This window comes from Streptomyces sp. NBC_01260 (genome assembly GCF_036226405.1).
Taxonomy (GTDB): Bacteria; Actinomycetota; Actinomycetes; order Streptomycetales; family Streptomycetaceae; genus Streptomyces; species Streptomyces laculatispora.
In genome coordinates, this window is sequence record NZ_CP108464.1 from 2,387,743 (window position 1) to 2,414,322 (window position 26,580).

Below are 26,580 nucleotides of genomic sequence, written 5' to 3' on the forward strand. Positions count from 1 at the left end.
CGATGGCTTCGGTACCCGCGGTCCTGACCTCCGAATGGACCAAGATCCGTACGGTCTCCTCGACCACCTGGACGCTGATCTCCGCGTTCCTGGTCACCGTCGCGATGGGCGCCGCGCTGAGCGCCCTGATGAACTCCCAGTTCAACGACCTCTCCGACGCGGAGCGGGCCACCTTCGACCCCACCTACATCAGCTTCTCCGGGATGATCCTCGGCCAGCTGGCGATGGTGGTCTTCGGTGTCCTGGTGGTCGGCACGGAGTACAGCTCCGGCATGATCCGCACCTCGCTGGCGGCCGTGCCGCAGCGTGCCACGTTCCTCTTCAGCAAGATGCTGGTGGCCGGCGTGCTGGCCCTGGTGGTCGGCCTGGCGACCAGCTTCGTCTCCTTCTTCCTCGGCCAGGCCCTGCTCGGCGATCACGGCACCGACATCAGTGCGGACAACGTGCTGCGGGCGGTCTTCGGCGGCGGCATCTACATGGGGCTGATCGCGATCTTCTCCATGGCGGTGGCGACGATGCTGCGCAGCTCCATGCTGTCGCTCGGCATTCTGATGCCGTTCTTCTTCCTGGTCTCCCGGATCCTGTCGGCCGTACCGGGCGCCAAGAGCGTCGCCCAGTACTTCCCCGACCAGGCCGGGTCCAAGATCATGCAGGTGGTGCCCGACGCGATGAACAGCAATCCGGCTCCCTACGGGCCGTGGGCCGGACTGCTGATCATGGTCGCCTGGGTGGCGGCCGCGGTGATCGGCGGCTTCCTCGTACTCAAGAGGCGGGACGCCTGACCCGGGGGTCCGCCCCAGGGCCGTGGACCCCGGGCCGCGGCCTTCGCCGGGGACGCGCCGCCGCAACGACTTGGCCGGAACCGTAAAGGCTTGGTTATCCTCCTAACTCTTACGGGGGCGTGCGGCCGGACGGCCTGGGCCCCGACGACAGATAAGTCGATGGGGCTGGAGCATGATCGAGGCAGTCGGCCTGACCAAGCGCTATGGCGCGAAGACGGCCGTGTACAACCTTTCCTTCCAGGTGCGGCCGGGCACCGTCACCGGATTCCTCGGTCCCAACGGGTCGGGCAAGTCGACGACCATGCGCATGATGCTCGGCCTGGACCGGCCGACCGCCGGCCATGTGACGATCGACGGCCATGCCTACCGCAGCCTGCCGAACGCGCCGCGCAAGGTGGGCGCGCTGCTGGACGCCAAGGCGGTGCACGGCGGCCGCAGCGCCCGCAACCACCTGCTCTCGCTGGCCCAGCTCGCCGGTATCCCCGCCGCCCGGGTCGACGAGGTGCTCGGTGTCGTCGGCCTGCAGGACGTCGCGCGGAAGCGGTCCAAGGGCTTCTCGCTCGGCATGGGCCAGCGGCTCGGCATCGCGGCCGCGCTGCTGGGCGACCCGCAGGTGCTGCTCTTCGACGAGCCGGTCAACGGCCTCGACCCGGAGGGCATCCTCTGGGTCCGCAATCTGATGCGGATGCTGGCGTCCGAGGGCCGCACGGTCTTCGTCTCCAGCCACCTGATGAGCGAGATGGCGCTCACCGCCGACCATCTGATCGTGATCGGCCGCGGCCAGCTGATGGCCGATATGAAGATCACGGACTTCATCTCGGCCAACTCGGCCGACTTCGCCCGGGTCCGGGTCCAGGACAACGGGTCCGAGCAGCGGGAGAAGCTGACCGCCACCCTCACCGAGGCGGGCGGCCAGGTCATGTCCGAGCCGGACGGCGCTCTGCGGATCACCGGGCTGAAGCTGCCCCGGATCAGCGATCTGGCCCATGACTCCGACGTACGGCTGTGGGAGCTCTCGCCGCACCAGGCCTCGCTGGAGGAGGCGTACATGCGGATGACGCAAGGCGCCGTGGACTACCGCTCGACAGCGGACCAGAAGGAAGGGCTCCAGCAGCCCTTCCCGGACGGCGGATACGGGCAGCAGCACCCCGGGTACGGGCCGCCGCAGCCCGCCGTCCAGGAGGTGCCGCAGCAGGGCTGGTACGCCCCGCCGCCGCCCGGGGACAACCCGTACGCGACAGCCCCCGGCGGACCGTCGGCCGCGGCCCCGGTGGCGCCCGCAGCCCCCGCCGCTCCTGCCCCGGCCCCGGCAGTGCCTGCCGCGGCTCCCGCAGACCTGACCGCGCGCGACACCAGCGAGGACCCCCGATGACAACGCCGTCCACGCCGTACCAGCAGCCGGCGTACCAGCAGCCCCCCGCACCGCAGCAGAACGCGCAGGGCGCGCAGGGCGGCTTCTACACCTCGCCGATCCCGGTGCGCCCGGCCACCCTCGGCGACGCGATCGCCTCCGAGTGGACGAAGATCCGTTCGGTGCGCTCCACGATGTGGACGCTCGGCGTCCTGGTCGTGCTGCTGCTCGTGATCGGCCTGCTGTCGGCGATCGCAGTCGACATGTCCGACACCGATCTGGGCTCCACCCCGGTGCTCAGCCTCGGCTTCTTCGGCGTTCTGCTCGGCTCGATCTGTGTGATCACGCTCGGCGTGATGACGATCTCCTCGGAGTACGGCACCGGGATGATCCGTACGACGATGACGGCCTGCCCCAGTCCCGGCCGGGTGCTCGGCGCGAAGGCCATCGTCTTCTTCCTGCTCACCTTCGTCCTGACGACCGTGATGACCTCGGTCGTCGCGGTGCTCCAGACGAGCATCCTGGACGCCGACACACCCAGCGGCGCGGACTGGCTGCGCAGCACGGTCGGCGTCGGCCTCTACATCGCGACGCTCGGGCTGCTCTCGCTGGCGATCGGCGCGCTGGTCCGGCACTCGGCAGGTGCGATCACCGTCATGATCGGCGTGGTCCTGCTGCCGCTCGTGCTGGCGATCTTCATGTTCGCCCAGTCGCTCGCGAAGCTCCAGAAGTGGCTCCTGGAGTACTCGATCCCCAACCAGCTCAGCAATTTCTACGACACCTCGGTCACCGGGTCGGGGCCGTCCGGCTGGGAACCGCTGTGGATCATGCTCGGGGTGACCGCCGTGGCCATGGGCGGCGCCTATCTCTCGATGAGCCGCCGCGACGTCTGACCGGCCGCCACCCCGGTGCCGTCCACCGGGGGGGAGCGTTCAGTACCGAGGCGCGTTCCTGGACCGCTGCACCCGCGTGGTGCGGCGGTCCTTCGCGTTCCAGCACGCCTTGTGCCAGTGCCTGCGGTCATCGATCCCGCCGTACTCGGGCCAGGCCACCAGATGCGGGACGCCGGACGGGATCTCCTGGTCGCAGCCGGGGCACCGGTAGCGCTTGCCCGCCGCGCTCGCCCCGCTCACGGGGCGGACGGACCAGTCCTGGCCCTGCCACTCCTCCGCGCGCCCGCCACCCCCGTACCGGTCCCCCAGCGCGCCGGAGCTCTCGGTGGGACTCTCGCCGCCTCGGGGGCGGTTGCGGCGCGGGGACACGTGACACCTCACGGGGCAGGCTGGGCAGTTCCCGTCCAGCGTAGGGCCATTCAGCCGGGGCAGACGTCCCACACCGCGCCCCACCGGGCCCGGGACGGGACGGGTTACCGGAAAATCGCAACAACTTCCCGCCCGACCGTGCCTTTGGCACGTGTCAGACGTTGTTGCCAACAGGGGAGAGCCGCGTCGGCCGCAAGGAGGCAATAGGCGATGCGCGTCGGAACGTTTGTACTGGCAGCCCAGTTTCCGGGGCAGGGGCCGGGCGAAGCGCTGTATCGCGCGATCCGGTCCGCCGAGGTCGCGGAGGAATCCGGACTCGACTCGGTCTGGCTGGCAGAACATCATTTCGTGCCGTACGGGGTCTGCCCGTCCGCCGTGACACTGGCCGCGCTGTTGCTCGGCCGCACCCGCAGAATCCGGGTGGGCACGGCGGTGAGTGTGCTGCCGACGCAGCATCCGGTCGCGCTCGGCGAGCAGGCCGCGCTGCTCCACCTCACCAGCGGCGGCCGATTCATCCTCGGCGTCGGCCGGGGCGGCCCCTGGATCGACCTGGAGGTGTTCGGCGGCGGCCTGGAGGCGTACGAGAAGGGCTTCCCGGAGTCCCTGGGGCTGTTGCTCGACTGGCTGCGCGAACCGCGTGTGGCGGGTCGCGGGGAGCGTTACGGCTTCCCCGAGGTCGCGGTGGTGCCCCGCGCCGACGAGCTGTTCGACGGGGAGGGCGGCGAGAACCCCGGCGGTCCCGAGGTGGTCGTCGCGTGCACCTCGCCCAAGAGCGTGCGGCTCGCGGCCGGGAACGGCCTGCCGATACTGCTCGGCATGCACTGCGGGGACGAGGAGAAGGCCGAGATGGTCGGCCTCTGGCGGACCGCCGCGCTGGCCGCGGGCCGGTCGCCGGAGAGCGTGCGGCAGGCCGGGCACGTGTCGGCGGGGGTGGCCCAGATCGCGGACCGCACCGAGGACGCCACCGAGACGCTGGTGAAGGCGATGCCCGGCTGGCTGCGGCAGGGGCTGGACGCCCATGTGACGGTCGACGGCCGGCACCGGGTGATGCGCGACCCGGTCGGCTATACGGAGATGCTGTGCGGGATTCACCCGGTGGGCCCGCCCCGGCTCGCGGCGGACCGGCTCGCGGCCACGGCGGAGCGCACGGGCATCACCCGCTTCGCGCTCCTGGTCGAGGGTTCGGGAGATCTCGTGGCCACGGAGGAGAACGTAGCGCGACTGGGCACCGAGGTGCTGCCGCTCCTGAAATGATCCGCCGGATCCGCTGTTCCGGCGTACGAACGGGAGCTGCCGCCCCGGACCAGTGGCACCTCCCGCGGCCCGGAGCGGCAGCAAAGTCGTTCAGCAGTCCCGTAGTTCGGGCGACTGGTTGAGCAACTGGCCCCTCACCGAGGTGAATCGGGCCAGCCGGTCGTCGACCGAGGCGTCCAGCGGGAACACCGCGACGCGGTGGCAGTTCTGGAATGCCAGACGCACCCCGAAGTGCCGCTGCAGCGCGCCGCGGATTGCATCACTCGCGAGCGCACGCAGCAGCTGGCCACGTGCCTGCTCGTCCGGCGGCGGCGTCTGGTTGTCGGCGAACTCGCCGCCGTCGACCTTCAGCTGAGCCACCAGCGAGCTGATCATCTCCCATGCGAAGGGCAGGGAGGTCCGGACGCAGTCGACGAAGTCGGCTTCGTCGACCTCGCCTCGCTCGGCCTGTTCCAACAGCGCCGGTGAGACGTCGAGCGACATGGGTTCTCCTCTCGCGACCCCGACGGAGGGCCGGGGCCTTACGGGCAGGGAAGGAGGACGGCGACGCAGCGTGCACAGACGGCGACCTCCTGCATCCACGGTAAGGGTGCAGTCCGGGCCGCACCAGGAGATTGGGAACACAACCGGCCAATAACGAAGGGGTTCAAAGACGGACAAGCCAGAATCGGTCAGGTCGGGGCGGGGATGGAGTGACGGGTGGGTGAATCGCGCCGACCGCCCGTCGTCGAGTAGCGTTGCCGACCATGCGTCTCGTCATCGCCCGCTGCTCCGTGGACTACGCGGGCCGGCTCACGGCCCACCTGCCCTCCGCTCCCCGTCTGATCCTGGTGAAGGCGGACGGGAGCGTGTCGATTCACGCCGACGACAGGGCGTACAAACCGCTCAACTGGATGTCACCGCCCTGCACCCTGAAGGAGGGCGCCGACGACACCGAGGGCGTCTGGACCGTGGTGAACAAGGCGGGCGAAAAACTGATCATCACTATGGAGGAAATCCTCCACGACTCGTCCCATGAACTGGGTGTCGATCCAGGCCTGATCAAGGACGGCGTGGAGGCGCACCTCCAGGAACTGCTCGCTGACCGGATCGAGACCCTCGGCGAGGGCTACACCCTGATCCGCCGCGAGTACTTCACCGCCATCGGCCCGGTCGACATCCTGTGCCGCGACGCCGACGGCGGGACCGTGGCCGTGGAGCTCAAGCGGCGTGGCGACATCGACGGCGTGGAGCAGCTGACCCGCTACCTGGAACTGCTCAACCGCGATCCGCATCTCGCCCCGGTGAAGGGCATCTTCGCCGCCCAGGAGATCAAGCCCCAGGCCCGCGTGCTGGCAACGGACCGCGGCATCGGCTGTGTGGTCCTCGACTACAACGCGATGCGCGGCATCGAGGACGACAAGCTCAGGCTGTTCTGACCCAGGGGCCGCGCGCCCGGCATTTCAAGCCCGTCCGGCATTTCAAGCCCGTCCGGCGATTGAGGACAAGGCGCCCGGCGGGGGCGCCCGCACCCGCGCCCCCGCCCCCGGTCAGAGCACCGACGCGCTCTCCGACGGCGTCCCCGAATCGTCCGCACTCGCACTCATCGCCCCCGACGGCCCACTCGCCGAGTCCGACGAACCGGGCAGACTCGGCTCGTCCGTCGCGGTGTCCGTGGGCGACGGAGTCTGGCTCGCCGGCGGAGAGCTCGGCGACTCACTCGTCGGCGGCGGAGTCGACTTCGTCGGCCTGGGCGACTTGGATGTCTCGTCCGACGGGCTCGGCCCGTCGCTCGACGGCTTCCCTGAGGGGGACGGGCTGTCCTGCGGGGCGCTCGTCCCCGGGGACGAGCTCCCGCTCCCGGTCGGCGCGGCCTCGCTCCCGGTCGGCCCGGGCGTCGGCGATGTCGAGCTCAGCGCCGGAGCGGACGGAACCGTATCGTCCGTGGGCTCGTCGGCCGGGAGCTCGTTCTCGCTGTCGTCGCCCTCGCCCGCCGGCTGCTCGGTCGAGACGGCGGGGTCATCCTGCGGATCGCTGTTCGACGTCAGCCCGAGCGTCACCACCGTGCCGAGCACGCCCGCCAGCAGCACACCCGCACTCGCGGCGACCAGGTTGCGCCGCGCCCCGCCCAGGACCGCGAAGCGGCCGGACGGTCCACTCCCGGCACCCTTCGGAGCGGTCTGCCGGGGCAGGACGGCGGTCTCGTCCGCGTACGAGCTCGGCATCGTGACCGGTATGCCGACCGTCGGACCACTGGGCGAAGACGTCTCGAAGCGGTTCGCCGGTATCTCCTCGTTCAGGGGCACACCGCCCGCCGCCACCGCGCCGGAGAGGTCCTCGACCAGGGCGAGCGCCCGGCGCCCGGCCACCGCACCCGGCTTGTCGGCGAGCGCTCCGCGCATGCTGATGGAGGTCTCCAGCTCGGCCCTGGCCCGGTCCGGATTGCCGCTACAGAGCGCGAGTACGCCCAACTCGTGGTGGAAGTAAGCCTCTTCGGCGACCTCGCCGGCGATCCGGGCCGCCTCCTGGCCGATCCGCAGGGACTTCTCCCAGGCGCTCCACTGCAGCCCGGCCGCGAAGGCGGGCGAGGCGCTGCGGGCCAGCAGCACGGCGACGCTGGTCTGTCCGGCACCGTCCCCCGGAACCAGCTGAGCCATGGCCGCGACGATCGCATCGGCCTCGGCGACCGCCCGGGCGGGGGTGACCGAGGGGTGGCCGGTCCACCAGGCGTAGTGCTGGGCCGCCGTACGGGCCCGGCCCGTGGCGTCGTCCCCGTATCCGGCGGCCTCCAGCTGGGCGACCACACCGGCGGCCAGCCGGTAGCGGGACCCGGCCGGGGAGAGCAGCCCGCAGCCCGCCAGTTCGCCGAGCGCGGCATCGGCGTGGGTGTCCCCCACGAGCGCCGGCAGATGCGCCTGGTGCGGCACCTCGCCGCCCAGCGCGACCGCGAAGCGCAGGGTGTCGCGCGCGGCCCCGCTCAGCCGTGAGGCGAGCAGTGCGGCGGGCGCGGCGCCCTCGCCGAGGCTGGGCAACGGCAGGTCGAGGGCCTCGGCCGGCAGCGGCGCCTCGGCGGGCCGGCTGTCGAGGTAGCCGTACTCGTCGTAAGCGGTGGGGTCGGCGCACAGCAGATCGCGCTGGCGCAGCAGGGCGCCCGCCTGGACGAAGCGCAGCGGAAGGCCCTCGGACTCGAACCAGAGGTCGCCCGCCCAGTTGGCCTCCTCCTCGGTGAGCGGCCGTTCGACCACCCGCTCCATCAGGACGACCGAGGCGGCGCGGTCCAGCCCGGCGAGGAAGACCTCTTCGAGGTGGGACTCGGCGTCCGGTGCGGCGACGTCGGGCGCCGCCGCGAGCAGGAAGGCGCATTCGGGCGTCGCGTCGAGCAGTTCGTCCAGCGCGGCGCCGCCGAACTCCAGGTCGTCCAGGACGACGACGGCGCCGGTGGTGCGCAGCTTCGCCAGCAGCAGCGCCCGGTCCGGGCGGTGCAGCGGGGCGTCGTGGACGGCGTCGAAGAGCCCGTACAGCAGGTCGGTGACGGTCCGCTTGTGGCCGTTGAGCCGTACGACTCCGTCCGGTGCCAGTTGTGCGCAGTCCGCGGCGACGGCGTCGAGGAGCGCGGTTCGGCCGGATCCGGCCGGTCCGGTGAGCCGTACCGAGCGTCCGCGGGCCAGCAGGCGCAGCAGCCGCTCGCGTTCGCCCTCGCGCTCCAGGAGGGGCAGCTGGAGGACGGGCGGGCCGGGCGGCACGGGGGGTGCGGCGGCCCGTTCGCGGTCGGCGCGCTCCGCGGGGGTGCGCCGGACCGGTTCGGCGGGCTGCTCGCCCGGCCGGCACGGTTCGACCTCGCTGCCGTCGACCGGGTTGACCGTGAGCAGGAGGTCGCCCGATATGAGCGGGACGATACGTGCCTGTTGCGGTGTTTGCTGACCGAAATCAGGAGTCAGCGGATCGCGGGAGGGGCGCCGTCGGCCGGCGTCCTGCGCGGAGCCGTTCCTGTCGTGGCCGTACTCTTCCGGCCCCCGGTGTGTCGGGTCCATCGCCAAAGCCCCCAAGACGCGTCGAGCACGGTTGCCCCTCCCGGCCTCGCACGTCCAGCTGTCGCTTCCGGTCCGGTGTCAGCCAGGTGGGTCCGTCAATCGGCAGACGGCCGAACCCTAAACCTTCGCACAGTATCTACGAACATCCGGGGTGCCGTGCCGCCCGACAGATCACGGTCTCGTGAGGATTGTGCGGCTTCGGCCGCGGGGTACGGACGGGCGTCCGCCGCCGCCGGGAACCTCAGACGCGCGGCAGGGACTCCGCCGCGATTCCACCCTCGATGGCCAGGATGCGGTGCAGTCTGGTGGCCACCAGGAGGCGTTGCATCTGCGGCGGCACACCGCGGAGCACCAGCCGCCGGCCGGCCCGTCCGGCCCGTCTGTGCGCGCCCATGATGACACCGAGTCCGGTGGCATCCCATGAATCCAGCTCGGTCAGGTCCAGCACCAGATCGCCGACTCCGTCGTCGAGGGCCGAGTGCAGGGCCGTACGGGCGTCCGCCGCGCTTCGGACGTCGAGGCGGCCCCCGACGACCAGCTCGGCGTGGTCGCCCCTGATGTGCATATGCGCTCCCCTGGAATGCTCCGTAGCAAGGTCCGTCTGTCTGAAACTGCCTCTGCCCCAACTGACTGCGACAGCGACAGGGAAGTTGCCGTCTGTAAGCGAACCGATACCGAATTCACTCCGTGGAGTGACGTGGGCCCGCCGTGGATCCGCTGCGGATCCGATGGTCCCGAGAGGCGACCCCCGGGCCCCCGGGCCTGATTTGACGGCAGATCAGGCAACCGGGGACCAAAAGCGATCAGTAGGTGTAAAAGCCCTGCCCGCTCTTGCGGCCGATGTCACCTGCATCGACCATCCGGCGCATCAGCTCCGGGGCGGCGAACTTCTCGTCCTGGGACTCGGTGTAGATGTTGCCGGTGGCGTGCAGCAGGATGTCGACGCCGGTCAGGTCCGCGGTCGCGAGCGGACCCATGGCGTGGCCGAATCCCAGCTTGCAGGCGATATCGATGTCCTCGGCCGAGGCGACGCCCGATTCGTACAGCTTGGCGGCCTCGACGACCAGCGCCGAGATCAGCCGGGTGGTGACGAAGCCGGCCACGTCCCGGTTGACCACGATGCAGGTCTTACCGACCGACTCGGCGAACTCCCGTGCGGTGGCGAGGGTTTCGTCGCTCGTCTTGTAGCCGCGGACGAGCTCGCAGAGCTGCATCATCGGGACCGGCGAGAAGAAGTGCACACCGACGACGCGTTCCGGGCGCTCCGTCACGGCCGCGATCTTGGTGATCGGGATGGCGGAGGTGTTGGAGGCGAGCACGGCGTCGTCCCGGACGATCTTGTCGAGGGCCCGGAAGATCTCGTGCTTCACCTCCAGCTTCTCGAAGACCGCCTCGACGACGACATCCGCGTCGGCGACCGCGTCGAGATCGGTGGTCGTGGTGATGCGGGCGAGCGCGGACTCGGCGTCGGACGCCGCGAGCTTGCCCTTGGAGACGAACCTGTCGTAGGAGGCCTTGATGCCGTCACGGCCGCGGGTCAGGGCCGCGTCGGTCACATCACGCAGCACCACGTCCCAGCCCGCCTGGGCGGAGACCTGCGCGATGCCGGACCCCATGAGTCCGGCTCCGATGACGGCGAGCTTCCTGGCCACGTTGGCACCCCTGCTTTCCATACGGTTCTCGTCCATGCTCTCCGGCGGAGGTTAGTACCCGTGAGGGGCGCTGGGGCTGCGAAGAGATGCGCGTCACGTCTCAAATGACGGACATCACACCGGGATGCGTCATTCGGCGGCGCGCCGGGCGTAGTTGAGCACCTTTTCGCCCAGCAGGTCCTCGATGTCGTCGAGCAGGACGAGGGCGTCCCGGGACACCTCGGCGGCCCTGCGGCCCGCGACCATCTCGCGTCCGATGTACCCCATGAGCGTGCCGTGCACCCAGGAGAGCTGACCGGCCACCAGGACCGGGGCCGAGTCCCCGGGCTCCGCGCCGGACTCCTCCAGGAGCGTCGCCTCCAGATGCTGGAGGGCCTCCTGCTGCACGTGCCAGAGGCGGGCCTTGAGGCCGTCGGCGCCCTCGATGACCCGCATGAAGCGTTCGTACCCCTCCATCAGGCCGACGGCGGGCGACACGCCCTCCACCTGGATGCGCAGTTCACGAAGGACGGCGTCGGCGGCGGACTCCCCCTTGTCCCGGCCCCGGACGTACCGCGAGAGGCGGTCGACGATGCCGCGGCTGCGGTCCAGGAAGAGGTCCTCCTTGGTCGGGAAGTAGTTGTAGACCGTGTTCACCGAGACGTCGGCGGCGCGGGCGACCTCCGCGATCGTGACCGCGTCGAAGCCCCGCTCCAGGAAGAGCCCGGTGGCCACGTCCGAGAGGTGCTGCCTGGTCTGGCGCTTCTTGCGCTCCCTGAGTCCCTCAGCCATGACCCCACCCTAGAGCCCCCTGGAGTCCATGAATCTTTGGTGTCATTGCAATTTTTCACTGACTCTGTTTTTGTGGTCGCTATGCCAATCATCAGCACGGCCGGGCTCGCCCGGACCTTCGACACCAAGGCCGGCCCGGTGGAGGCCGTACGCTCCGTCGATCTGACGGTCGCGGCCGGCGAGATCGTCGGACTGCTCGGGCCCAACGGAGCGGGCAAGACCACCACGCTGCGGATGCTCACCACGCTGCTCGCCCCCACCGGCGGCGCCGCCACCGTCGCCGGTCACGACCTGATCGCCGACCCGGCGGGCGTGCGGGAGAACTGCGGGTACGTCGCCCAGTCCGGCGGGGTGGACCCGCACATCACCGTGCGGGAGGAACTGGTCACCCAGGGCCGGATGTACCGGCTCGGCAAGGCCGAGGCCGTCGCCCGCACCGGAGAGCTGGCCGGGGAGCTGGGCCTGTCGGACCTGCTCGACCGGAAGACGGCCTCGCTCTCGGGGGGCCAGCGCCGGCGGCTCGACATCGCCATGGGACTCACCCACCGCCCGCCGCTGCTCTTCCTCGACGAGCCGACCACCGGTCTCGACCCGGGCAGCCGCGCCGACCTGTGGGACCTGGTGCGGCGGCTGCGCGACGAATCCGGCACGACCGTCGTGCTCACCACGCACTACCTCGACGAGGCGGACGCGCTCGCGGACCGGCTGGTCGTGGTCGACGGCGGCCTGGTGGTGGCGGAGGGCACCCCGGCCGCCCTGAAGACCCGGTACGCGGGCTCGCCCGCCGCCTCGCTCCAGGAGGCCTTCCTCGCGATCACCGGCCGCGCTCCCGCCGCCGATGCCGCTCCCGTCGCCGTCTAGGAATCGGACCCGATGCTTCTCCATGACACCGCGCTCGTCTTCGGGCGGTACGCCCGGCAGACCCTGCGCTCGAAGTTCCAGATCCTCTTCGGCATCCTCATGCCCCTGCTGTACCTGCTCTTCTTCGGTCCGCTGCTCACCGGACTGCCGCTCGGCCGGTCCGGTGACTCCTGGCAGATCCTGGTACCCGGCCTGCTGCTCCAGCTCGGCCTGTTCGGCGCCTCGTTCAGCGGGTTCGCCCTCATCATCGACAAGTCGACCGGTGTGATGGAACGGATGCGGGTGACCCCGGTCAGCCGGCTGGCTCTGCTGCTGGGACGGGTGCTGCGGGACACGCTGCTGTTCATGTTCCAGGCGGTGCTGCTGGTCTCGGCCGCCCTGGTCATGGGCTTGCGCGCACCGCTCCCCGGAGTCCTGATCGGCTTCGCGTTCGTCGGCCTGCTGACGGTCTCGCTGGCCTCGCTCTCGTACGCGCTGGCGATGAAGGTCAGCACACCGCAGGAGTTCGGCCCGGTGATCAACTCGCTCACCATGCCGGCCATGCTGCTCTCCGGCCTGATGCTGCCGATGACCCTGGGCCCGAAGTGGCTGGACGTGCTCTCCCACCTCACGCCGCTGCGCTACCTCGTGGACGCGGTACGGGACGCGTACATCGGCTCGTACGCCACCACGCACATGCTCTGCGGCGTGCTGGTCGCCCTCGGATTCGCGACGCTCGCCGTGACAGTGGGCACACGCGTCTTCCTGAGGGCCGGGGCCTCACTACGCTGACGCCATGGTCAATCTGACACGTATCTACACCCGTACCGGCGACCAGGGCACCACCGCCCTCGGCGACATGAGCCGGACAGCCAAGACCGATCTGCGGATCTCCGCCTACGCCGACACCAACGAGGCCAACGCGGTCATCGGCACGGCGATCGCGCTCGGGCAGCTGACCGACGACGTCGTGAAGGTGCTCGTCCGCGTACAGAACGACCTGTTCGACGTGGGCGCGGACCTGTCGACCCCGGTCGTCGAGGAACCGAAGTACCCGCCGCTGCGGGTCGAGCAGTTCTACGTCGACAAGCTGGAGGCGGACTGCGACCACTTCCTGGAGCAGGTGGAGAAGCTCCGCAGCTTCATCCTGCCCGGCGGCACCCCGGGCGCGGCGCTGCTGCACCAGGCCTGCACGGTGGTGCGGCGCGCGGAGCGGTCCACCTGGGCGGCGTTCGAAGTCCACGGCGAGGTGATGAACCCGCTGACGGCGACTTACCTCAACCGGCTCTCCGACCTGCTGTTCATCCTCGCCCGGGTGGCGAACAAGGAGGTCGGCGACGTCCTGTGGGTGCCGGGCGGCGAACGGTGACCGGCGTCCTCGATCGCCGGAACCCCGGGTTCAGCCCGTCCGGCGATCGAGGACGACGCGTCAGCCGGGCGGGTCCGGCACCCGCTTCGCCTCCCGCCGGGGGTCCCGCTTCGGGAACACCGTGTAGCTCGCCGCGATCACCAGGTTGATCCCGATCACGAACAGCATCGTCTGCTGCCAGGACCGCAGCGACGCCACGTCGCCGTCGCCCCCCACGTACCAGACCGCCCCCTGGAGCAGCGCCAGCGCGGTCACCGCGGCCAGCGCCCACCGCCCGGCCACCCGCCACTCGTGCACCGCCCGCGCCATCCCGTACTTCGGCGGCCTCACCGGCGGCGGGCCCCCCGCGAAGCGGTGGGCGACCCGGGCGTCGACCCACCGGATCGTGGAGTGCCCGAGGCCCACCGTGAAGCCGATGTACACCGCGGCGAGGCCGTGCTTCCAGTCCGGAGCGGCACCGTTCTTCAGGTCGACGGCCGTCACCACCAGCAGGATCACCTCCAGCAGCGGCTCGCACAGCAGCACCGCGCCACCGAGCCGCGGCTTCTTCGCCACGTACCGCAGCGCGAGTCCCCCGGCCAGCAGCACCCAGAAGGCGATCTCGCAGAGAACGATCAGCGTGACGATCACGGTCCTGTCTCCTTTCGCTCCCCTCCAGCGTCTCCGCCGCGGCGCGCCCGATCGTCGCCCGGAGTGACGAACCGCCACTGCATCCTTCGATGTAGTCGCGCCTCACTCCCCGTACGGACGACCCGGGACCGCCCGCCGTGTTGGATGGGAGGGTGCCCTCCCCTCCCCGCCCCCACCGCGACGACGTCCTCATCGCGGTCAGCGGTCTGCTCGGCGGAGTGGTCCTGTGGCTGCTCGGTCTGCACATGCAGACCGGCCGGCCCCTCGACGCCCCCGGGATCGAACTGGTCCCGCTCGCCGTGATGTCGGCGCTGGCGCTGCTGCGCAGGAGCGCGCCGCAGACCGCCCTGGTCATCGGCACGCTCGCGCTGATCATGGACCAGTTCACGGCCGGGAACCTGGCGACCGTGCTGCTGTACACCGACGTCATGTACGCGGCCGTGCTCTACGGCACCCCGGCGGCCGCCCGGCGGATCCCGGTGACCACCTTCCTGATCACGGTCACGGTCACGATCGGCTTCCTGGCCTGGTTCCGCAGTGCCGAGGCGCTGCTCATCGGCATCGTCACGGGGCTGGTCTCGTTCGTGCCCGCCCTCACCGGGGTCAGTGTGCGCAACCATCGCGATGCCGCCGAGACCGAGCGGCTGCGCGCCGATCAGACGGCTCTGCTGGCCGAGATGGACCGGGCGCAGGCGGTGACCGCCGAACGGGCCCGGATGGCGCGCGAACTGCACGACATGGTCGCCAACCACCTCTCCGCGATCGCCATCCACTCCACCGCCGCGCTCTCCATCGACGACCCGGAGACGTCCCGGAACGCCCTGGGGGTCATCCGGGAGAACAGCGTCGACGGTCTGGCCGAAATGCGCCGTCTGATCGGGCTGCTGCGTACCGGCGGGGCCGATCCTGAGCCCAGTATCTCGCCGACGCTCGGCTCGCTGGACGCCCTGGTCGAGCAGCACCGTACCAACGCCGCGTCCAGCGGGCTGACGTGCGTGCTGGAGGACTCACGTACCGAGACGGGTCCGCTGCCGGCGCCGGTCGAGCTGGCCGCGTACCGGATCGTCCAGGAGTCCCTCACGAACGCGCTCAAACATGCCGGGCCCGGCACGGTCACGGTCCGGCTGGGGCAGGCGGGGCAGCGGCTGACGGTGCAGGTCACCAGCGTCCTCGGGGACCGGCCGGGGCCGCGCGCGCCCGGTTCGGGGGCCGGACTGGTCGGGATGCAGGAGCGGGTGGCGCTGCTCGGCGGGGAGATCGAGGCGGGGCCGGTGTCCACCGGGAGCGGGACGAAGATCTGGTGTGTACGGGCTGAACTGCCCGTCGGGGAAGGGAGCGTGCGGGCATGACCATCCGGGTTCTGGTGGCCGAGGACCAGTCGGCGGTGCGTGCGGGGCTGGTGCTCATCCTGGGCAGCGCGCCGGACATCGAGGTCGTCGGGGAGGCCGGTGACGGGGAGGCGGCGGTGCGGCTGGCCCGTGAACTGCGCCCCGATCTGGTGCTGATGGACATCCAGATGCCCAGGCTGGACGGGGTGTCGGCGACGAAGCAGGTGGTCGCGGAGCGGCTGGCGGATGTGCTGGTGCTGACGACCTTCGATCTGGACGAGTACGTCTTCGGCGCGCTGCGGGCCGGGGCGTCGGGCTTTCTGCTGAAGGACACCGAGGCGCACGGCCTGCTCGAAGCGGTACGCACGGTGGCGCGCGGCGAGGGCCTGATCGCCCCGGCGGTGACGCGCCGGCTGATCGCGGAGTTCGCCGGTACCACCACCGCGCCGCCGCCGGAGGCTCCGGACCTGGCGGTGCTGGACTCCCTCACCCGGCGCGAGCGCGAAGTGCTCGGCTGCCTCGGCGAAGGCCTGTCGAACGCCGAGGTCGCGGTGCGCCTCTCCATGGCGGAGGCGACGGTGAAGACGCACGTCAGCAGGCTGCTGGGAAAGCTGGAGCTCCGCAGCCGGGTCCAGGCGGCGGTGCTGGCCCAGGAGTTGGGCATCTGAGGTTTAGCCGCACCCGACTCCGATCTTTGGTCCAGACCTCTTGACGATTGGTCCAGACCTTCCTAATCTCACCGAGCACACTGCGGTGAGCACGCCATGACAAAGCGCGCTCAGGGCGGCGCAGGGTTTGCAGTCGACGGACCACCCCCGTTTGTCCGGACCTCACCCCAGGAGCACCGTTGAGCACTGAGACCCCCCGCCGGACCCGATTCAGACTCGGGGCCGGAAAAGCCACCAGATCCAGAGCCGTCGCGGGCCTCACCGCACTGCTCCTTCCGCTCGCCGCGATGGTCGGCATGGCCTCCCCGGCCCAAGCCGCCACCTCGGCGACCGCCACGTACCTCAAGAAGTCCGACTGGGGCAGCGGGTTCGAGGGCCAGTGGACGGTGAAGAACACCGGCACCACCGCCCTCAGTTCCTGGACCATCGAGTGGGACTTCCCCTCCGGCACCGGCGTCGGTTCCGCCTGGGACGCCACCGTCACCAGTTCCGGGAATCACTGGACCGCCAAGAACCTCAGCTGGAACGGCTCGGTCGCGCCGGGCGCCAGCGTCTCCTTCGGCTTCAACGGCACCGGCTCCGGCTCCGGTTCCGCCACCGGCTGCAAACTGAACGGCGCCTCCTGCGACGGCGGCAGCGTCCCCGGTGACAACGCCCCCTCCGCGCCCGGAACCCCCACCGCGAGCTCCATCACCGACACCTCGGCGAAGCTGAGCTGGAGCGCGGCCACCGACGACCACGGCATCAAGAACTACGACGTCCTGCGGGACGGCGCGGTCGTCGCCACGGTCACCGGCACCACGTACACCAACACCGGCCTCACCGCCGGCACGGACTACTCCTACACCGTGCAGGCCCGCGACACCGCCGACCAGACCGGTCCGGCCAGCGGCGCGGTCAAGGTGCACACCACCGGCGGCGGGGGCACCGACCCCGGTCCGGGCACCGGCGACAAGGTGAACCTCGGCTACTTCACCGACTGGGGCGTCTACGGCCGGAACTACCACGTGAAGAACATGGACACCTCCGGCTCGGCCGCCAAGATCACGCACATCAACTACGCCTTCGGCAACGTCCAGGGCGGCAAGTGCACCATCGGTGACTCCTACGCCGACTACGACATGGCGTACACCGCCGACAAGTCCGTGGACGGCGTCGCCGACACCTGGGACCAGCCCCTGCGCGGCAGCTTCAACCAGCTGCGCAAGCTCAAGGCGAAGTACCCGCACATCAAGGTCCTCTGGTCGTTCGGCGGGTGGACCTGGTCCGGCGGCTTCGGCCAGGCGGCGCAGAACCCGGCCGCGTTCGCCGACTCCTGCTACAAGCTGGTGGAGGACCCCCGCTGGGCCGATGTCTTCGACGGCATCGACATCGACTGGGAGTACCCCAACGCCTGTGGCCTGACCTGTGACACCAGCGGCCCGGCCGCGCTGAAGTCCATCACGTCCGCACTGCGCACCAAGTTCGGCAGCAACAACCTGGTGACCGCCGCCATCACGGCCGACGGCTCCGCGGGCGGCAAGATCGACGTCGCCGACTACGCGGGCGCCGCGCAGTCGCTGAACTGGTACAACGTGATGACGTACGACTTCTTCGGCGCCTGGGACGCCAAGGGCCCGACGGCTCCGCACTCCCCGCTCACCCCGTACACCGGCATCCCGAAGGCCGGCTTCAGCTCCTCCGAGGCCATCGCCAAGCTGAAGGCCCAGGGCGTCCCCGCCTCGAAGCTGCTGCTCGGCATCGGCTTCTACGGCCGCGGCTGGACCGGCGTCACCCAGGACGCGCCCGGCGGCACCGCCACCGGCGCCGCCCCGGGTACGTACGAGGCGGGCATCGAGGACTACAAGGTCCTCAAGAACAGCTGCCCCACCACCGGCACCATCGCCGGCACCGCCTACGCGCACTGCGGCACCAACTGGTGGAGCTACGACACCCCGGCCACCATCGGCACCAAGATGGCCTGGGCGAAGAACCAGGGCCTGGGAGGCGCGTTCTTCTGGGAGTTCAGCGGGGACACCAGCAACGGTGAACTCGTGAGCGCGATGAACAACGGCCTCAAGTAGTCACCGCCGCACCGCATTGCGCGTAACCCCGAAAAAGCACCGGGGAGACAGGTCCGCCCCCTGTCTCCCCGGTTTTCGTCTGTGTGGCGCGTGGCCGGCCTCAGGCCACGTTCACCCGCTGGCCGGGCGGTGCCGCCTCCAGCCAGGCGAGGAATCCGGTCAGGGCGTCCTCGCTCATCGCCAGCTCCAGGCGGGTCTCCCGGTGGAGACAGCCGAGCACGATGGCGTCGGAGAGCAGCGCGAGCTCCTCCTCGCCCTCGGGCAGCCGACGGGCGACCACCTCGATCGAGGACCGCTCAAGGACCCGGCGCGGGCGCGGGGAGTAGCTGAAGACCCGGAACCAGTCGACCTTGTCGCCGTGGTACCGGGCGACCCCGTACACCCAGCCCTTGCCCGAGAGATCGGGCTCCACCGGCACATTCCAGCGCAGGCTGCAGTCGAAGGTCCCGCCGGAGCGCTGAATCAGCCGCCGACGCAGACCGAAGACGAAGAGACCAACCGCGACCAGTGCGACGACCAGCCCGCTCACCCACAGCGCGAGGAACATCTCCACCGACCTCCTCGCGTCGTCGAGTAAACGAATACCGCCCGGACTTCACCTGCACCTGCATCGCCTCAGCCGCGACACGGTCTGGAGAGGTCTCCAGCTCGGGCCGCGGCTGAGGGTAAAGACTTGTCGCGGGGTGGCTAGTGCACCGCCACCGCGCGCAGTCGCACATCGGCGCGACGCTCGGCGGCGCCGTCCGTGTCCGACTTCGCACGTTCCAGCGCACGCTCGGCGCGCTGGACATCGATCTCGTCCGCCAGCTCGGCAATCTCCGCCAGCAGCGAGAGCTTGTCGTCGGCGAACGAGATGAAACCGCCGTGCACCGCGGCGATGACAGTGGAGCCATCGCTCGTACGGATCGTCACCGGGCCCGATTCCAGCACACCCAGAAGCGGCTGGTGACCGGGCATGACGCCGATGTCGCCGGACGTGGTGCGCGCGACGACCAGGGTGGCCTCGCCGGACCAGACACTACGGTCCGCCGCGACCAGCTCGACGTGCAGCTCAGCAGCCAAGGGTGGCTCCTCGGGTCACCACCCGGCGGTCATGCCGGGTGTTGGGTCAATTCTACGGGGCGTGGTGAGGGGGACGGGACGCACCCGCCCCCCTCGGTGAGCCGGAGGCTCAGGAGACGCCGAGCTCCTTGGCGTTGGCCTTGAGGTCCTCGATGCCACCGCACATGAAGAACGCCTGCTCGGGGAAGTGGTCGTACTCACCGTCGGCGATCGCGTTGAACGCGGCGATCGACTCGTCGAGCGGAACGTCCGAACCGTCCACGCCGGTGAACTGCTTGGCGACGTGGGTGTTCTGCGACAGGAAGCGCTCGATGCGACGGGCGCGGAAGACGGTGAGCTTGTCCTCCTCGCCGAGCTCGTCCATTCCGAGAATGGCGATGATGTCCTGGAGGTCCTTGTACTTCTGAAGGATTCCCTTGACCCGCATGGCGGTGTCGTAGTGGTCCTTCGCGATGTAACGCGGGTCCAGGATCCGGGACGTGGAGTCCAGCGGGTCCACGGCCGGGTAGATGCCCTTCTCGGAGATCGGACGGGAAAGGACCGTCGTCGCGTCGAGGTGGGCGAAGGTGGTGGCCGGAGCCGGGTCGGTCAGGTCGTCCGCGGGGACGTAGATCGCCTGCATCGAGGTGATCGAGTGACCACGGGTCGACGTGATGCGCTCCTGGAGGAGACCCATCTCGTCGGCCAGGTTCGGCTGGTAACCCACCGCGGACGGCATACGGCCGAGCAGGGTGGACACCTCGGAGCCGGCCTGGGTGTACCGGAAGATGTTGTCGATGAAGAAGAGCACGTCCTGCTTCATCACATCGCGGAAGTACTCCGCCATGGTCAGACCGGCAAGCGCGACCCGCAGACGGGTGCCCGGGGGCTCGTCCATCTGACCGAAGACAAGCGCCGTCTTGTCGATGACGCCGGACTCGGCCATCTCCTCGATGAGGTCGTTGCCCTCACGGGTACGCTCACCGACACCCGCGAACACCGACACACCGTCGTGGTTGTTGGCGACGCGGTAGATCATTTCCTGGATCAGAACGGTCTTGCCGACACCGGCACCACCGAACAGACCGATCTTTCCACCCTTGACGTACGGGGTGAGAAGGTCGATGACCTTGACGCCGGTCTCGAACATCTCGGTCTTGGACTCGAGCTGGTCGAAGGCGGGCGCCTTGCGGTGGATCGGCCAGCGCTCGGTGACCTCGGCCTCGGCCTCGGGCTTGTTCAGGATCTCACCAAGGGTGTTGAACACCTTGCCCTTGGTCATCTCGCCGACCGGCACCGTGATGCCGGAGCCCGTGTTGGTCACCGGGGCCTGGCGGACCAGACCGTCGGTGGGCTGCATCGAGATGGCGCGGATCACGCCGTCGCCGAGGTGCTGGGCAACCTCGAGCGTCAGCTTCTTGATCTTGCCGTCCTCGGCCGGGTCGGCCACCTCGACGGTCAGCGCGTTGTAGATCTCCGGCATCGCGTCGACGGGGAACTCCACGTCGACGACCGGGCCGATGACCCGGGCGACGCGGCCCGTGGCAACGGCCGTCTCAACTGTGGTCGTCATTACTTGTCACTCCCCGCGGTCGCGTCGGCCAGCGCACTGGCACCACCGACGATCTCGCTGATTTCCTGGGTGATTTCGGCCTGGCGGGCCGCGTTGGCAAGCCGGGAGAGGCTCTTGACGAGCTCCCCGGCGTTGTCGGTGGCCGACTTCATCGCGCGGCGGCGGGCAGCGTGCTCGGAAGCAGCGGCCTGCAGCAGCGCGTTGTAGATCCGGCTCTCGACGTACCGCGGGAGCAGGGCGTCCAGGACGTCCTCCGCCGACGGCTCGAAGTCGAACAGCGGCAGGATCTCTCCCTGGCTGTCCTCGTCCTTCGTGGTGTCGAGGCTGAGCGGCAGCATCCGGTTGTCCACCGGGTTCTGCGTCATCATCGAGACGAACTCGGTGAAGACGATGTGCAGCTCGTCCACGCCGCCCTCGGCGGTCTCCTTGGTGACCGCCTCGATCATCGGGGCGGCCGCCCGCTTCGCATCCGCGTACGTCGGGCTGTCGGTGAAGCCGGTCCACGACTCCGCGATCTTGCGCTCGCGGAAGTTGTAGTAGGCGACACCCTTGCGGCCGATCACATACGTGTCGACCTCCTTGCCCTCACCGCGCAGCCGCTCGGTCAGCTGCTCCGCCGCCTTGATGGCGTTGGAGGAGTAACCGCCGGCCAGACCGCGGTCGCTCGTGACGAGCAGGATCGCGGCCCGTGCCGGAGTCTCGGCCTCGGTGGTCAGCGGGTGCTTGGTGGTGGAACCGGTCGCCACCGCGGTGACAGCACGGTTCAGCTCGGTGGCATACGGCATCGAGGCCGCCACCTTGCGCTGCGCCTTGACGATGCGCGAGGCGGCGATCATCTCCATCGCCTTGGTGATCTTCTTCGTGGCGGTGACGGAGCGGATGCGGCGCTTGTAAACGCGAAGCTGAGCGCCCATCGATCAGCCCTCGCCCAGAAGCTTGCCGTCCGAGGTCTCGAACTGCTGCTTGAAGGCGGCGACCGCGTCGGCTACCGACTGCAGCGTGTCGTCGGACATCTTGGCGCCCTCGGCGATGCTGGTCAGGAGGTCCTTGCGCTCGCGGCGCAGGTACTCCAGCAGCTCGCTCTCGAAGCGGCGGATGTCCTCGACCGGGACGTCGTCCATCTTGCCCGTGGTGCCGGCCCAGACCGAGACGACCTGCTCCTCGACCGGGAGCGGGGAGTACTGCGGCTGCTTCAGCAGCTCGACCATGCGCTTACCGCGCTCCAGCGAAGCCTTCGAGGCCGCGTCCAGGTCGGAGCCGAAGGCGGCGAACGCCTCCAGCTCACGGTACTGGGCGAGGTCCACGCGGAGTCGGCCGGAGACCTGACGCATGGCCTTGTGCTGGGCGGAGCCACCGACTCGCGAGACCGAGATACCGACGTTCAGAGCCGGACGCTGGCCGGCGTTGAACAGGTCGGACTCCAGGAAGCACTGGCCGTCGGTGATGGAGATGACGTTGGTCGGGATGAACGCCGACACGTCGTTCGCCTTGGTCTCGACGATCGGGAGGCCGGTCATCGAACCGGCACCCATCTCGTCGGAGAGCTTGGCGCAGCGCTCCAGCAGACGCGAGTGGAGGTAGAAGACGTCGCCCGGGTAGGCCTCACGGCCCGGCGGACGGCGCAGCAGAAGCGATACGGCGCGGTACGCGTCGGCCTGCTTCGAAAGGTCATCGAAGATGATCAGGACGTGCTTGCCCTGGTACATCCAGTGCTGGCCGATGGCCGAACCGGTGTACGGCGCCAGGTACTTGAAGCCGGCCGGGTCGGACGCCGGGGCGGCGACGATGGTCGTGTACTCAAGCGCGCCGGCCTCTTCGAGGGCACCGCGCACGGAGGCGATGGTGGAGCCCTTCTGACCGATGGCGACGTAGATGCAGCGAACCTGCTTCTTCACGTCGCCCGAGCGCCAGTTGTCGCGCTGGTTGATGATCGTGTCGACAGCCAGAGCGGTCTTACCCGTCTGACGGTCACCGATGATCAGCTGACGCTGGCCGCGGCCGATCGGCACCATGGCGTCGACGGCCTTGTAGCCGGTCTGCATCGGCTCGTGCACCGACTTACGGACCATGACGCCAGGGGCCTGCAGCTCGAGGGCGCGCCGACTGTCGGTCGCGATCTCGCCGAGACCGTCGATCGGGTTGCCGAGCGGGTCGACGACGCGGCCGAGGTAACCCTCGCCGACGCCGACGGAGAGCACCTCACCGGTGCGCTGCACCGGCTGGCCCTCCTCGATTCCGCTGAACTCGCCGAGGACGATCGCACCGATCTCGCGCTCCTCGAGGTTGAGGGCGAGACCGAGGGTGCCGTCCTCGAACTTCAGCAGCTCGTTCGCCATGGCGGAGGGCAGGCCCTCCACCTTCGCGATGCCGTCGCCGGCAACGCTGACCGTACCGACCTCCTCGCGCGAGGCCGCGTCCGGCTTGTACGACTGGACAAAGTTCTCCAGCGCATCCCGGATCTCCTCCGGCCGGATCGTGAGCTCCGCCATCTGGGTTCCCTGCTCTCCTTGTTGGGCCCGAAGTTTCTTAAGGGGGTCTGGGGGCCGACCCCCAGGAATCTTCTGCAATTTCTGCACGGCCCAACCGGGCCGCTGGTCTTGCTCTGTCTCTGTTACTGCGCCGGGCTGGGTCAGCCGGCCATCCGCCGGGTCGCCTCGTCGAGACGCTCCGCGATGGTGCCGTTGACGACCTCGTCACCGACCCGCACCGTGACTCCGCCGAGGACCTCGGGGTCCACGTCGAGATTCAGGTGCATCTGGCGGCCGTAGATCTTCGCCAGGGCGGCGCCGAGGCGCTGCTTCTGCCGATCGCTCAGCGGCACTGCCGAGGTGACGATCGCGACCATGCGGTCACGGCGCTCCGCGGCGAGCTTGGAGAGGGAGTCGAGTCCCTCTTCCAGGCTACGTCCCCGGGGCTGGGTGACAAGCCGCACGATGACGCGCTCGGTGGTGGGCCGCGCCTTTCCGCCGAGCAGGCTGCGCAGCAGCTCGCCCTTGGCGGCGGGGGTCGCGGTCCGGCTGGTGAGCGCGGCGCGCAGCTCCGGGTCCGAGGCGACGATCCGGCCGAACCGGAACATCTCGTCCTCGACGTCGTCGAGGTCTCCGTTGCGCTGGGCGGCGGTGAGGTCCGCGGTGTTCGCCAGTTCCTCGACCGAGTCGACCAGGTCACGCGACTGCGACCAGCGCGAGCGGACCATGCCGGAGACCAGATCGACGGCTTCGCCGCCCACCTGGCCGCGCAGCAGACGTCCGGCCAGCTCGGCCCTGGCCTCGCCGGGCTGAGCCGGGTCGGTCAGGACCCGGCGCAGCGACACCTCGCGGTGCAGCAGCGCCGTGACGCCGGCCAGGTCCTCGGCGAGCTTCGACGCGTCGACCGACGTGCTGTCGGTCAGTGCGTCGAGACGCTCGCGTGCGGCGGCCAGTGCCTCGCGGCTCGCGCCGTTCATCGGACGGCCTCGGCCTTCGCCTCGAGCTCGTCGAGGAAGCGGTCGACGGTGCCACTCTGCCGGGCGTGGTCCTCAAGGGACTCGCCGACGAGCTTGCCGGCCAGGTCGGTGGCGAGCTTGCCCACGTCCTGACGCAGCGCGGACGCCGCGGCCTTGCGGTCGGCCTCGATCTGGGCGTGGCCCGCAGCGACGATCTCCTCGCGCTGCCGCTGGCCTTCCGCCCGCATCTCCTGCAGGATCACGGCGCCCTGCTCCTGCGCCTCCTGGCGCATACGAGCGGCTTCGTGGCGGGCCTCGGCGAGCTGAGCCTTGTACTGCTCAAGAACGCTCTGGGCCTCGGTCTGGGCCGCATCGGCCTTTTCGATACCGCCTTCGATGGCCTCGCGACGCTCTTCCAGAACCTTGTTGATGTTCGGGAGGAGCTTCTTGGCGAGGAAGCCGAAGACGATGAGGAAAGCGATGAGGCCGATGACGAGCTCAGGGATCGGCGGGATGAGCGGGTTTTCCGTCTCAGCCGCGATCGTAAGCAACTGGCTCACGTCATTGCCTTTCGTCTAGTGGGCTGGTCGTGGATCCGAAGATCTACTTGATGCCGTAGACGAACGGCATGACCAGACCGATGAGGGCGAGCGCCTCACAGAAGGCGAAGCCGAGGATCTGGTTGGCGCGGATGAGACCGGCAGCCTCGGGCTGACGGGCCAGCGCCTGGGTGCCGTTACCGAAGATGATGCCGACGCCGACGCCGGGACCGATGGCGGCGAGGCCGTAACCGATGGAGCCGATGGAGCCGGTGACGGCAGCAAGAGTCTGGGACATGCCGGTTCTTCCTTCTCTTTCACGGACCGGTGGGGGTTGGCCACCGGACGAATAACGAGCGGCGCGCGAGGTGCTCAGTGGTGCTTGGCGAGCGCGCCCTGGATGTAGGTGCAGGTCAGGAGTACGAAGACGTACGCCTGCAGCGCCTGGATGAAGAGCTCGAAGGCGGTCATCACGATGGTCATCACAAAGGAGACGCCCGCGTAGGCAAAGCCGATGCCGTTGAGCAGGTACCAGCTGGCGATCGTGAACAGCAGCAACAGCGTGTGGCCTGCAAACATGTTCGCGAAGAGTCGCACCGCGTGGGTGAAAGGCCGGATGAGCAGGTTCGAGAAGAACTCGATCAACATGGCCAGAGGCAACACCGGGCCGAGCGACTTGTCGTACCCGGTGAAGTTCTTGAAGGCGCCGACAAAGCCGTGCCGCTTGAAGGTCAGGCTGACCCACAGGACGTAGACGATGACTGCCAGCACGGCCGGGTAGGCGATGATCGCCGTCACCGGGAACTGGGCGACCGGGATGATCGACCAGAGGTTCATCATCCAGACGAAGAAGAACAGCGAGACGACGAGCGGAACGTACTTCTCGCCCTCGCGCTTGCCGAGCGTCTCGTAGACGATCCCCCGGCGGATGAAGTCGTATCCCGTCTCGGCGACCATCTGCAGCTTGCCCGGGACGACCTTCGGCTTACGGAAGGCGGCCCAGAAGAAACCGACGATGACGATCGAGCCGAGCAGGGCCAGCAGCATCGGCTTGTTGAAGTACAGGTTGCTGTCCGCGTCGCCCCAGAGGGGTTCGAACAGGAACGAGTGCAGGCCGGGTGCCGGGAAACCACAACCGGAGAAGATGTGGCAATCGGTCTCGAAGGCGAGCACCTGTGTCGGGTCAGCACTCACCGCGGGCTCCTTCAGCGTGGCGCATAGGTACGGCAACCTCGTTGTGTCGGCGCGGCGCGCAGCCGCGATTCGGCACTGGACTGGTGATTCGGATGGGCGAGCGGCAGTCAGGCATTGAGCCTCGCGATCGAGCAGGCGTCAGCTCATATACCCGCGCCCGCGGTGCCGCAGTTGGAACCGGACGATAGCAGGGTCCTGAACTTGCCCTTATACCGCCCCTACCCTTCACGACCGGGGGCCAGTGTTCTTGGGCTTCTCACCCTTGTCGGAGTCGGGTTCGACGTAAAGGATCTTGGCCTTCATGTACGCACGCGCCTGTGCGCCGATCCACACGAGAGTCGCCGCGACCAGCGTGATCGCGAAGGCCTTCGGGTTGAACAACGTGGTGTTCTTGAATACAGCGACAAAGATGACCAACAGGAGCAGCTGAGCCGTGTACAGCATCAGCCCCATCGCCTGGAACAGATGGGGCAGGGACTTGGCGGTCCGCTGCAGGACCACCAGCCCGATACCCATGAAGAGGATGACCACGATCGTCGCAATGACCGCGCCCAGGGCTCCCTTGCCACCGGCGACGCCACCGCTGATCGCGGCGGCAACAGCGCCGGCGACAGCGGTGGGTACGGCGGTCTGGAGGAGAGTCCGGACGTCGTTGGACGGCATGGCGGCAGCTCCGCTTGCTGGGGGGGGTTGGCAGTGTGTCGTCATGGACGAGCGTAGGCCCGGTCCGAGTCGATGCCTCGAGGCCAAGGGACCGTGCTACTCAGGCCCTTCGGCTCTGTCACCGGGTTCGTGAACGGTATCACAAACTATTTGATGAGGTCTTTAC

General features: G+C 69.3%; 28 protein-coding genes. 11 read left to right on the forward strand and 17 right to left on the reverse strand.

What is annotated here, in order from left to right; all coding sequences use genetic code 11:
* Positions 1–2: 2 nt before the first annotated feature.
* The 3 genes from OG322_RS10130 (at position 3) to OG322_RS10140 (ending at position 3,026) form a co-directional block, all read left to right on the forward strand.
* On the forward strand, positions 3–782 hold the full coding sequence (locus OG322_RS10130) for an ABC transporter permease subunit (RefSeq protein ID WP_123461697.1): 780 nt from the start codon (positions 3–5) through the stop codon (positions 780–782).
* 172 nt (positions 783–954) lie between these two features.
* Positions 955–2,154 carry an ATP-binding cassette domain-containing protein gene (locus tag OG322_RS10135; protein WP_329306320.1) on the forward strand — a complete coding sequence of 400 codons (1,200 nt, stop codon included), beginning with the start codon at positions 955–957 and terminating at the stop codon, positions 2,152–2,154.
* Entirely contained in the window at positions 2,151–3,026 is an 876-nt protein-coding gene (locus OG322_RS10140; RefSeq protein ID WP_123461695.1) for an ABC transporter permease, read from the forward strand. Before OG322_RS10135 ends, OG322_RS10140 begins: the two co-directional genes overlap by 4 nt.
* Positions 3,027–3,065: 39 nt before the next feature.
* On the opposite strand, the gene OG322_RS10145 is transcribed toward OG322_RS10140, so the two are convergent.
* Entirely contained in the window at positions 3,066–3,395 is a 330-nt protein-coding gene (locus tag OG322_RS10145; RefSeq protein ID WP_329306321.1) for an ATP/GTP-binding protein, read from the reverse strand.
* Between the two features lie 210 nt (positions 3,396–3,605).
* Here OG322_RS10145 and OG322_RS10150 point away from each other — a divergent pair, with 210 nt between their 5' ends.
* Entirely contained in the window at positions 3,606–4,649 is a 1,044-nt protein-coding gene (locus OG322_RS10150) for an LLM class flavin-dependent oxidoreductase (protein WP_266410926.1), read from the forward strand.
* A 90-nt stretch (positions 4,650–4,739) separates the two neighbouring features.
* On the opposite strand, the gene OG322_RS10155 is transcribed toward OG322_RS10150, so the two are convergent.
* Positions 4,740–5,132, reverse strand: coding sequence for an SCO5389 family protein (locus OG322_RS10155; protein WP_123461692.1), 393 nt, complete (start codon positions 5,130–5,132; stop codon positions 4,740–4,742).
* Positions 5,133–5,395: 263 nt separating this feature from the next.
* Here OG322_RS10155 and nucS point away from each other — a divergent pair, with 263 nt between their 5' ends.
* Positions 5,396–6,067 (forward strand): endonuclease NucS, encoded by a 672-nt coding sequence (gene nucS, locus OG322_RS10160; RefSeq protein WP_123461691.1) that lies wholly within the window; start codon positions 5,396–5,398, stop codon positions 6,065–6,067.
* Between the two features lie 111 nt (positions 6,068–6,178).
* Here nucS and OG322_RS10165 read toward each other — a convergent pair whose 3' ends face one another.
* From OG322_RS10165 to OG322_RS10180, 4 genes are all read right to left on the reverse strand, one after another.
* A complete protein-coding gene (locus tag OG322_RS10165) occupies positions 6,179–8,659 on the reverse strand; it encodes an ATP-binding protein (RefSeq protein ID WP_329306322.1) in 2,481 nt (826 codons plus the stop codon).
* A 241-nt stretch (positions 8,660–8,900) separates the two neighbouring features.
* Positions 8,901–9,224, reverse strand: a complete 324-nt coding sequence (locus tag OG322_RS10170; RefSeq protein ID WP_123461690.1) for an STAS domain-containing protein — start codon at positions 9,222–9,224, stop codon at positions 8,901–8,903.
* A 238-nt stretch (positions 9,225–9,462) separates the two neighbouring features.
* The gene (locus OG322_RS10175; RefSeq protein WP_123462489.1) at positions 9,463–10,311 is read right to left on the reverse strand and encodes a 3-hydroxyacyl-CoA dehydrogenase family protein; all 849 of its coding nucleotides are present in this window, start codon (positions 10,309–10,311) and stop codon (positions 9,463–9,465) included.
* A gap of 129 nt (positions 10,312–10,440) precedes the next feature.
* On the reverse strand, positions 10,441–11,082 hold the full coding sequence (locus OG322_RS10180; protein ID WP_123461689.1) for a TetR/AcrR family transcriptional regulator: 642 nt from the start codon (positions 11,080–11,082) through the stop codon (positions 10,441–10,443).
* A gap of 81 nt (positions 11,083–11,163) precedes the next feature.
* On the opposite strand from OG322_RS10180, the gene OG322_RS10185 reads away from it, so the two are divergent.
* From OG322_RS10185 to OG322_RS10195, 3 genes are read left to right on the forward strand one after another with little or no spacing between them, the layout of a single operon-like run.
* Positions 11,164–11,943, forward strand: coding sequence for an ABC transporter ATP-binding protein (locus OG322_RS10185; protein WP_123461688.1), 780 nt, complete (start codon positions 11,164–11,166; stop codon positions 11,941–11,943).
* A gap of 12 nt (positions 11,944–11,955) precedes the next feature.
* On the forward strand, positions 11,956–12,714 hold the full coding sequence (locus tag OG322_RS10190) for an ABC transporter permease (protein ID WP_123461687.1): 759 nt from the start codon (positions 11,956–11,958) through the stop codon (positions 12,712–12,714).
* Between the two features lie 4 nt (positions 12,715–12,718).
* Positions 12,719–13,291: a cob(I)yrinic acid a,c-diamide adenosyltransferase gene (locus OG322_RS10195; protein ID WP_123461686.1), complete on the forward strand. Its 573-nt coding sequence runs from the start codon at positions 12,719–12,721 to the stop codon at positions 13,289–13,291.
* A 60-nt stretch (positions 13,292–13,351) separates the two neighbouring features.
* Here the strand turns inward: OG322_RS10195 and OG322_RS10200 are convergent, their stop codons facing one another.
* Entirely contained in the window at positions 13,352–13,921 is a 570-nt protein-coding gene (locus OG322_RS10200; protein ID WP_124285047.1) for a hypothetical protein, read from the reverse strand.
* Positions 13,922–14,073: 152 nt separating this feature from the next.
* On the opposite strand from OG322_RS10200, the gene OG322_RS10205 reads away from it, so the two are divergent.
* The 3 genes from OG322_RS10205 to OG322_RS10215 all read left to right on the forward strand — a co-directional run bounded on the left by OG322_RS10205 (position 14,074) and on the right by OG322_RS10215 (position 17,980).
* Positions 14,074–15,270: a sensor histidine kinase gene (locus OG322_RS10205; RefSeq protein ID WP_329306323.1), complete on the forward strand. Its 1,197-nt coding sequence runs from the start codon at positions 14,074–14,076 to the stop codon at positions 15,268–15,270.
* Positions 15,267–15,917 (forward strand): response regulator, encoded by a 651-nt coding sequence (locus tag OG322_RS10210; protein WP_123461683.1) that lies wholly within the window; start codon positions 15,267–15,269, stop codon positions 15,915–15,917. Before OG322_RS10205 ends, OG322_RS10210 begins: the two co-directional genes overlap by 4 nt.
* Positions 15,918–16,096: 179 nt before the next feature.
* Positions 16,097–17,980 (forward strand): glycoside hydrolase family 18 chitinase, encoded by a 1,884-nt coding sequence (locus OG322_RS10215; RefSeq protein WP_306086968.1) that lies wholly within the window; start codon positions 16,097–16,099, stop codon positions 17,978–17,980.
* Between the two features lie 100 nt (positions 17,981–18,080).
* Here OG322_RS10215 and OG322_RS10220 read toward each other — a convergent pair whose 3' ends face one another.
* The 10 genes from OG322_RS10220 to OG322_RS10265 form a co-directional block, all read right to left on the reverse strand.
* Complete coding sequence (locus OG322_RS10220) at positions 18,081–18,527, reverse strand: DUF2550 domain-containing protein (RefSeq protein WP_123461681.1); 447 nt, start codon at positions 18,525–18,527, stop codon at positions 18,081–18,083.
* Between the two features lie 140 nt (positions 18,528–18,667).
* A complete protein-coding gene (locus tag OG322_RS10225) occupies positions 18,668–19,042 on the reverse strand; it encodes a F0F1 ATP synthase subunit epsilon (protein ID WP_123461680.1) in 375 nt (124 codons plus the stop codon).
* 109 nt (positions 19,043–19,151) lie between these two features.
* Complete coding sequence (atpD, locus tag OG322_RS10230; protein ID WP_123461679.1) at positions 19,152–20,594, reverse strand: F0F1 ATP synthase subunit beta; 1,443 nt, start codon at positions 20,592–20,594, stop codon at positions 19,152–19,154.
* Positions 20,594–21,508, reverse strand: coding sequence for a F0F1 ATP synthase subunit gamma (locus tag OG322_RS10235; RefSeq protein ID WP_123461678.1), 915 nt, complete (start codon positions 21,506–21,508; stop codon positions 20,594–20,596). Before OG322_RS10235 ends, atpD begins: the two co-directional genes overlap by 1 nt.
* Positions 21,509–21,511: 3 nt before the next feature.
* Complete coding sequence (gene atpA, locus OG322_RS10240) at positions 21,512–23,083, reverse strand: F0F1 ATP synthase subunit alpha (RefSeq protein WP_123461677.1); 1,572 nt, start codon at positions 23,081–23,083, stop codon at positions 21,512–21,514.
* A 140-nt stretch (positions 23,084–23,223) separates the two neighbouring features.
* Positions 23,224–24,039 carry a F0F1 ATP synthase subunit delta gene (locus OG322_RS10245; RefSeq protein WP_329306324.1) on the reverse strand — a complete coding sequence of 272 codons (816 nt, stop codon included), beginning with the start codon at positions 24,037–24,039 and terminating at the stop codon, positions 23,224–23,226.
* The gene (locus OG322_RS10250) at positions 24,036–24,578 is read right to left on the reverse strand and encodes a F0F1 ATP synthase subunit B (RefSeq protein ID WP_123461675.1); all 543 of its coding nucleotides are present in this window, start codon (positions 24,576–24,578) and stop codon (positions 24,036–24,038) included. The genes OG322_RS10245 and OG322_RS10250 overlap by 4 nt, the downstream gene beginning before the upstream one ends.
* Positions 24,579–24,621: 43 nt before the next feature.
* Positions 24,622–24,855, reverse strand: a complete 234-nt coding sequence (gene atpE / locus OG322_RS10255; RefSeq protein ID WP_100568043.1) for an ATP synthase F0 subunit C — start codon at positions 24,853–24,855, stop codon at positions 24,622–24,624.
* Between the two features lie 74 nt (positions 24,856–24,929).
* Entirely contained in the window at positions 24,930–25,766 is an 837-nt protein-coding gene (gene atpB / locus OG322_RS10260; protein ID WP_185095442.1) for a F0F1 ATP synthase subunit A, read from the reverse strand.
* 210 nt (positions 25,767–25,976) lie between these two features.
* Positions 25,977–26,414, reverse strand: coding sequence for a hypothetical protein (locus tag OG322_RS10265; RefSeq protein ID WP_123461673.1), 438 nt, complete (start codon positions 26,412–26,414; stop codon positions 25,977–25,979).
* Positions 26,415–26,580: the final 166 nt, after the last annotated feature.

What these genes read in the sequence shown, in the direction of transcription:
- OG322_RS10180 (WP_123461689.1), bottom strand. Translation starts at nt 11,082, where the DNA reads ATGGCTGAGGGACTCAGGGAGCGCAAGAAGCGCCAGACCAGGCAGCAC.
- OG322_RS10165 (WP_329306322.1), bottom strand. Translation starts at nt 8,659, where the DNA reads ATGGACCCGACACACCGGGGGCCGGAAGAGTACGGCCACGACAGGAAC.
- atpD (WP_123461679.1), bottom strand. Translation starts at nt 20,594, where the DNA reads ATGACGACCACAGTTGAGACGGCCGTTGCCACGGGCCGCGTCGCCCGG.
- OG322_RS10150 (WP_266410926.1), top strand. Translation starts at nt 3,606, where the DNA reads ATGCGCGTCGGAACGTTTGTACTGGCAGCCCAGTTTCCGGGGCAGGGG.
- atpE (WP_100568043.1), bottom strand. Translation starts at nt 24,855, where the DNA reads ATGTCCCAGACTCTTGCTGCCGTCACCGGCTCCATCGGCTCCATCGGT.
- OG322_RS10195 (WP_123461686.1), top strand. Translation starts at nt 12,719, where the DNA reads ATGGTCAATCTGACACGTATCTACACCCGTACCGGCGACCAGGGCACC.
- OG322_RS10170 (WP_123461690.1), bottom strand. Translation starts at nt 9,224, where the DNA reads ATGCACATCAGGGGCGACCACGCCGAGCTGGTCGTCGGGGGCCGCCTC.
- OG322_RS10190 (WP_123461687.1), top strand. Translation starts at nt 11,956, where the DNA reads ATGCTTCTCCATGACACCGCGCTCGTCTTCGGGCGGTACGCCCGGCAG.
- OG322_RS10130 (WP_123461697.1), top strand. Translation starts at nt 3, where the DNA reads ATGGCTTCGGTACCCGCGGTCCTGACCTCCGAATGGACCAAGATCCGT.
- OG322_RS10135 (WP_329306320.1), top strand. Translation starts at nt 955, where the DNA reads ATGATCGAGGCAGTCGGCCTGACCAAGCGCTATGGCGCGAAGACGGCC.
- OG322_RS10265 (WP_123461673.1), bottom strand. Translation starts at nt 26,414, where the DNA reads ATGCCGTCCAACGACGTCCGGACTCTCCTCCAGACCGCCGTACCCACC.
- OG322_RS10235 (WP_123461678.1), bottom strand. Translation starts at nt 21,508, where the DNA reads ATGGGCGCTCAGCTTCGCGTTTACAAGCGCCGCATCCGCTCCGTCACC.
- OG322_RS10220 (WP_123461681.1), bottom strand. Translation starts at nt 18,527, where the DNA reads ATGTTCCTCGCGCTGTGGGTGAGCGGGCTGGTCGTCGCACTGGTCGCG.
- OG322_RS10185 (WP_123461688.1), top strand. Translation starts at nt 11,164, where the DNA reads ATGCCAATCATCAGCACGGCCGGGCTCGCCCGGACCTTCGACACCAAG.
- OG322_RS10245 (WP_329306324.1), bottom strand. Translation starts at nt 24,039, where the DNA reads ATGAACGGCGCGAGCCGCGAGGCACTGGCCGCCGCACGCGAGCGTCTC.
- nucS (WP_123461691.1), top strand. Translation starts at nt 5,396, where the DNA reads ATGCGTCTCGTCATCGCCCGCTGCTCCGTGGACTACGCGGGCCGGCTC.
- OG322_RS10140 (WP_123461695.1), top strand. Translation starts at nt 2,151, where the DNA reads ATGACAACGCCGTCCACGCCGTACCAGCAGCCGGCGTACCAGCAGCCC.
- OG322_RS10155 (WP_123461692.1), bottom strand. Translation starts at nt 5,132, where the DNA reads ATGTCGCTCGACGTCTCACCGGCGCTGTTGGAACAGGCCGAGCGAGGC.
- atpA (WP_123461677.1), bottom strand. Translation starts at nt 23,083, where the DNA reads ATGGCGGAGCTCACGATCCGGCCGGAGGAGATCCGGGATGCGCTGGAG.
- OG322_RS10210 (WP_123461683.1), top strand. Translation starts at nt 15,267, where the DNA reads ATGACCATCCGGGTTCTGGTGGCCGAGGACCAGTCGGCGGTGCGTGCG.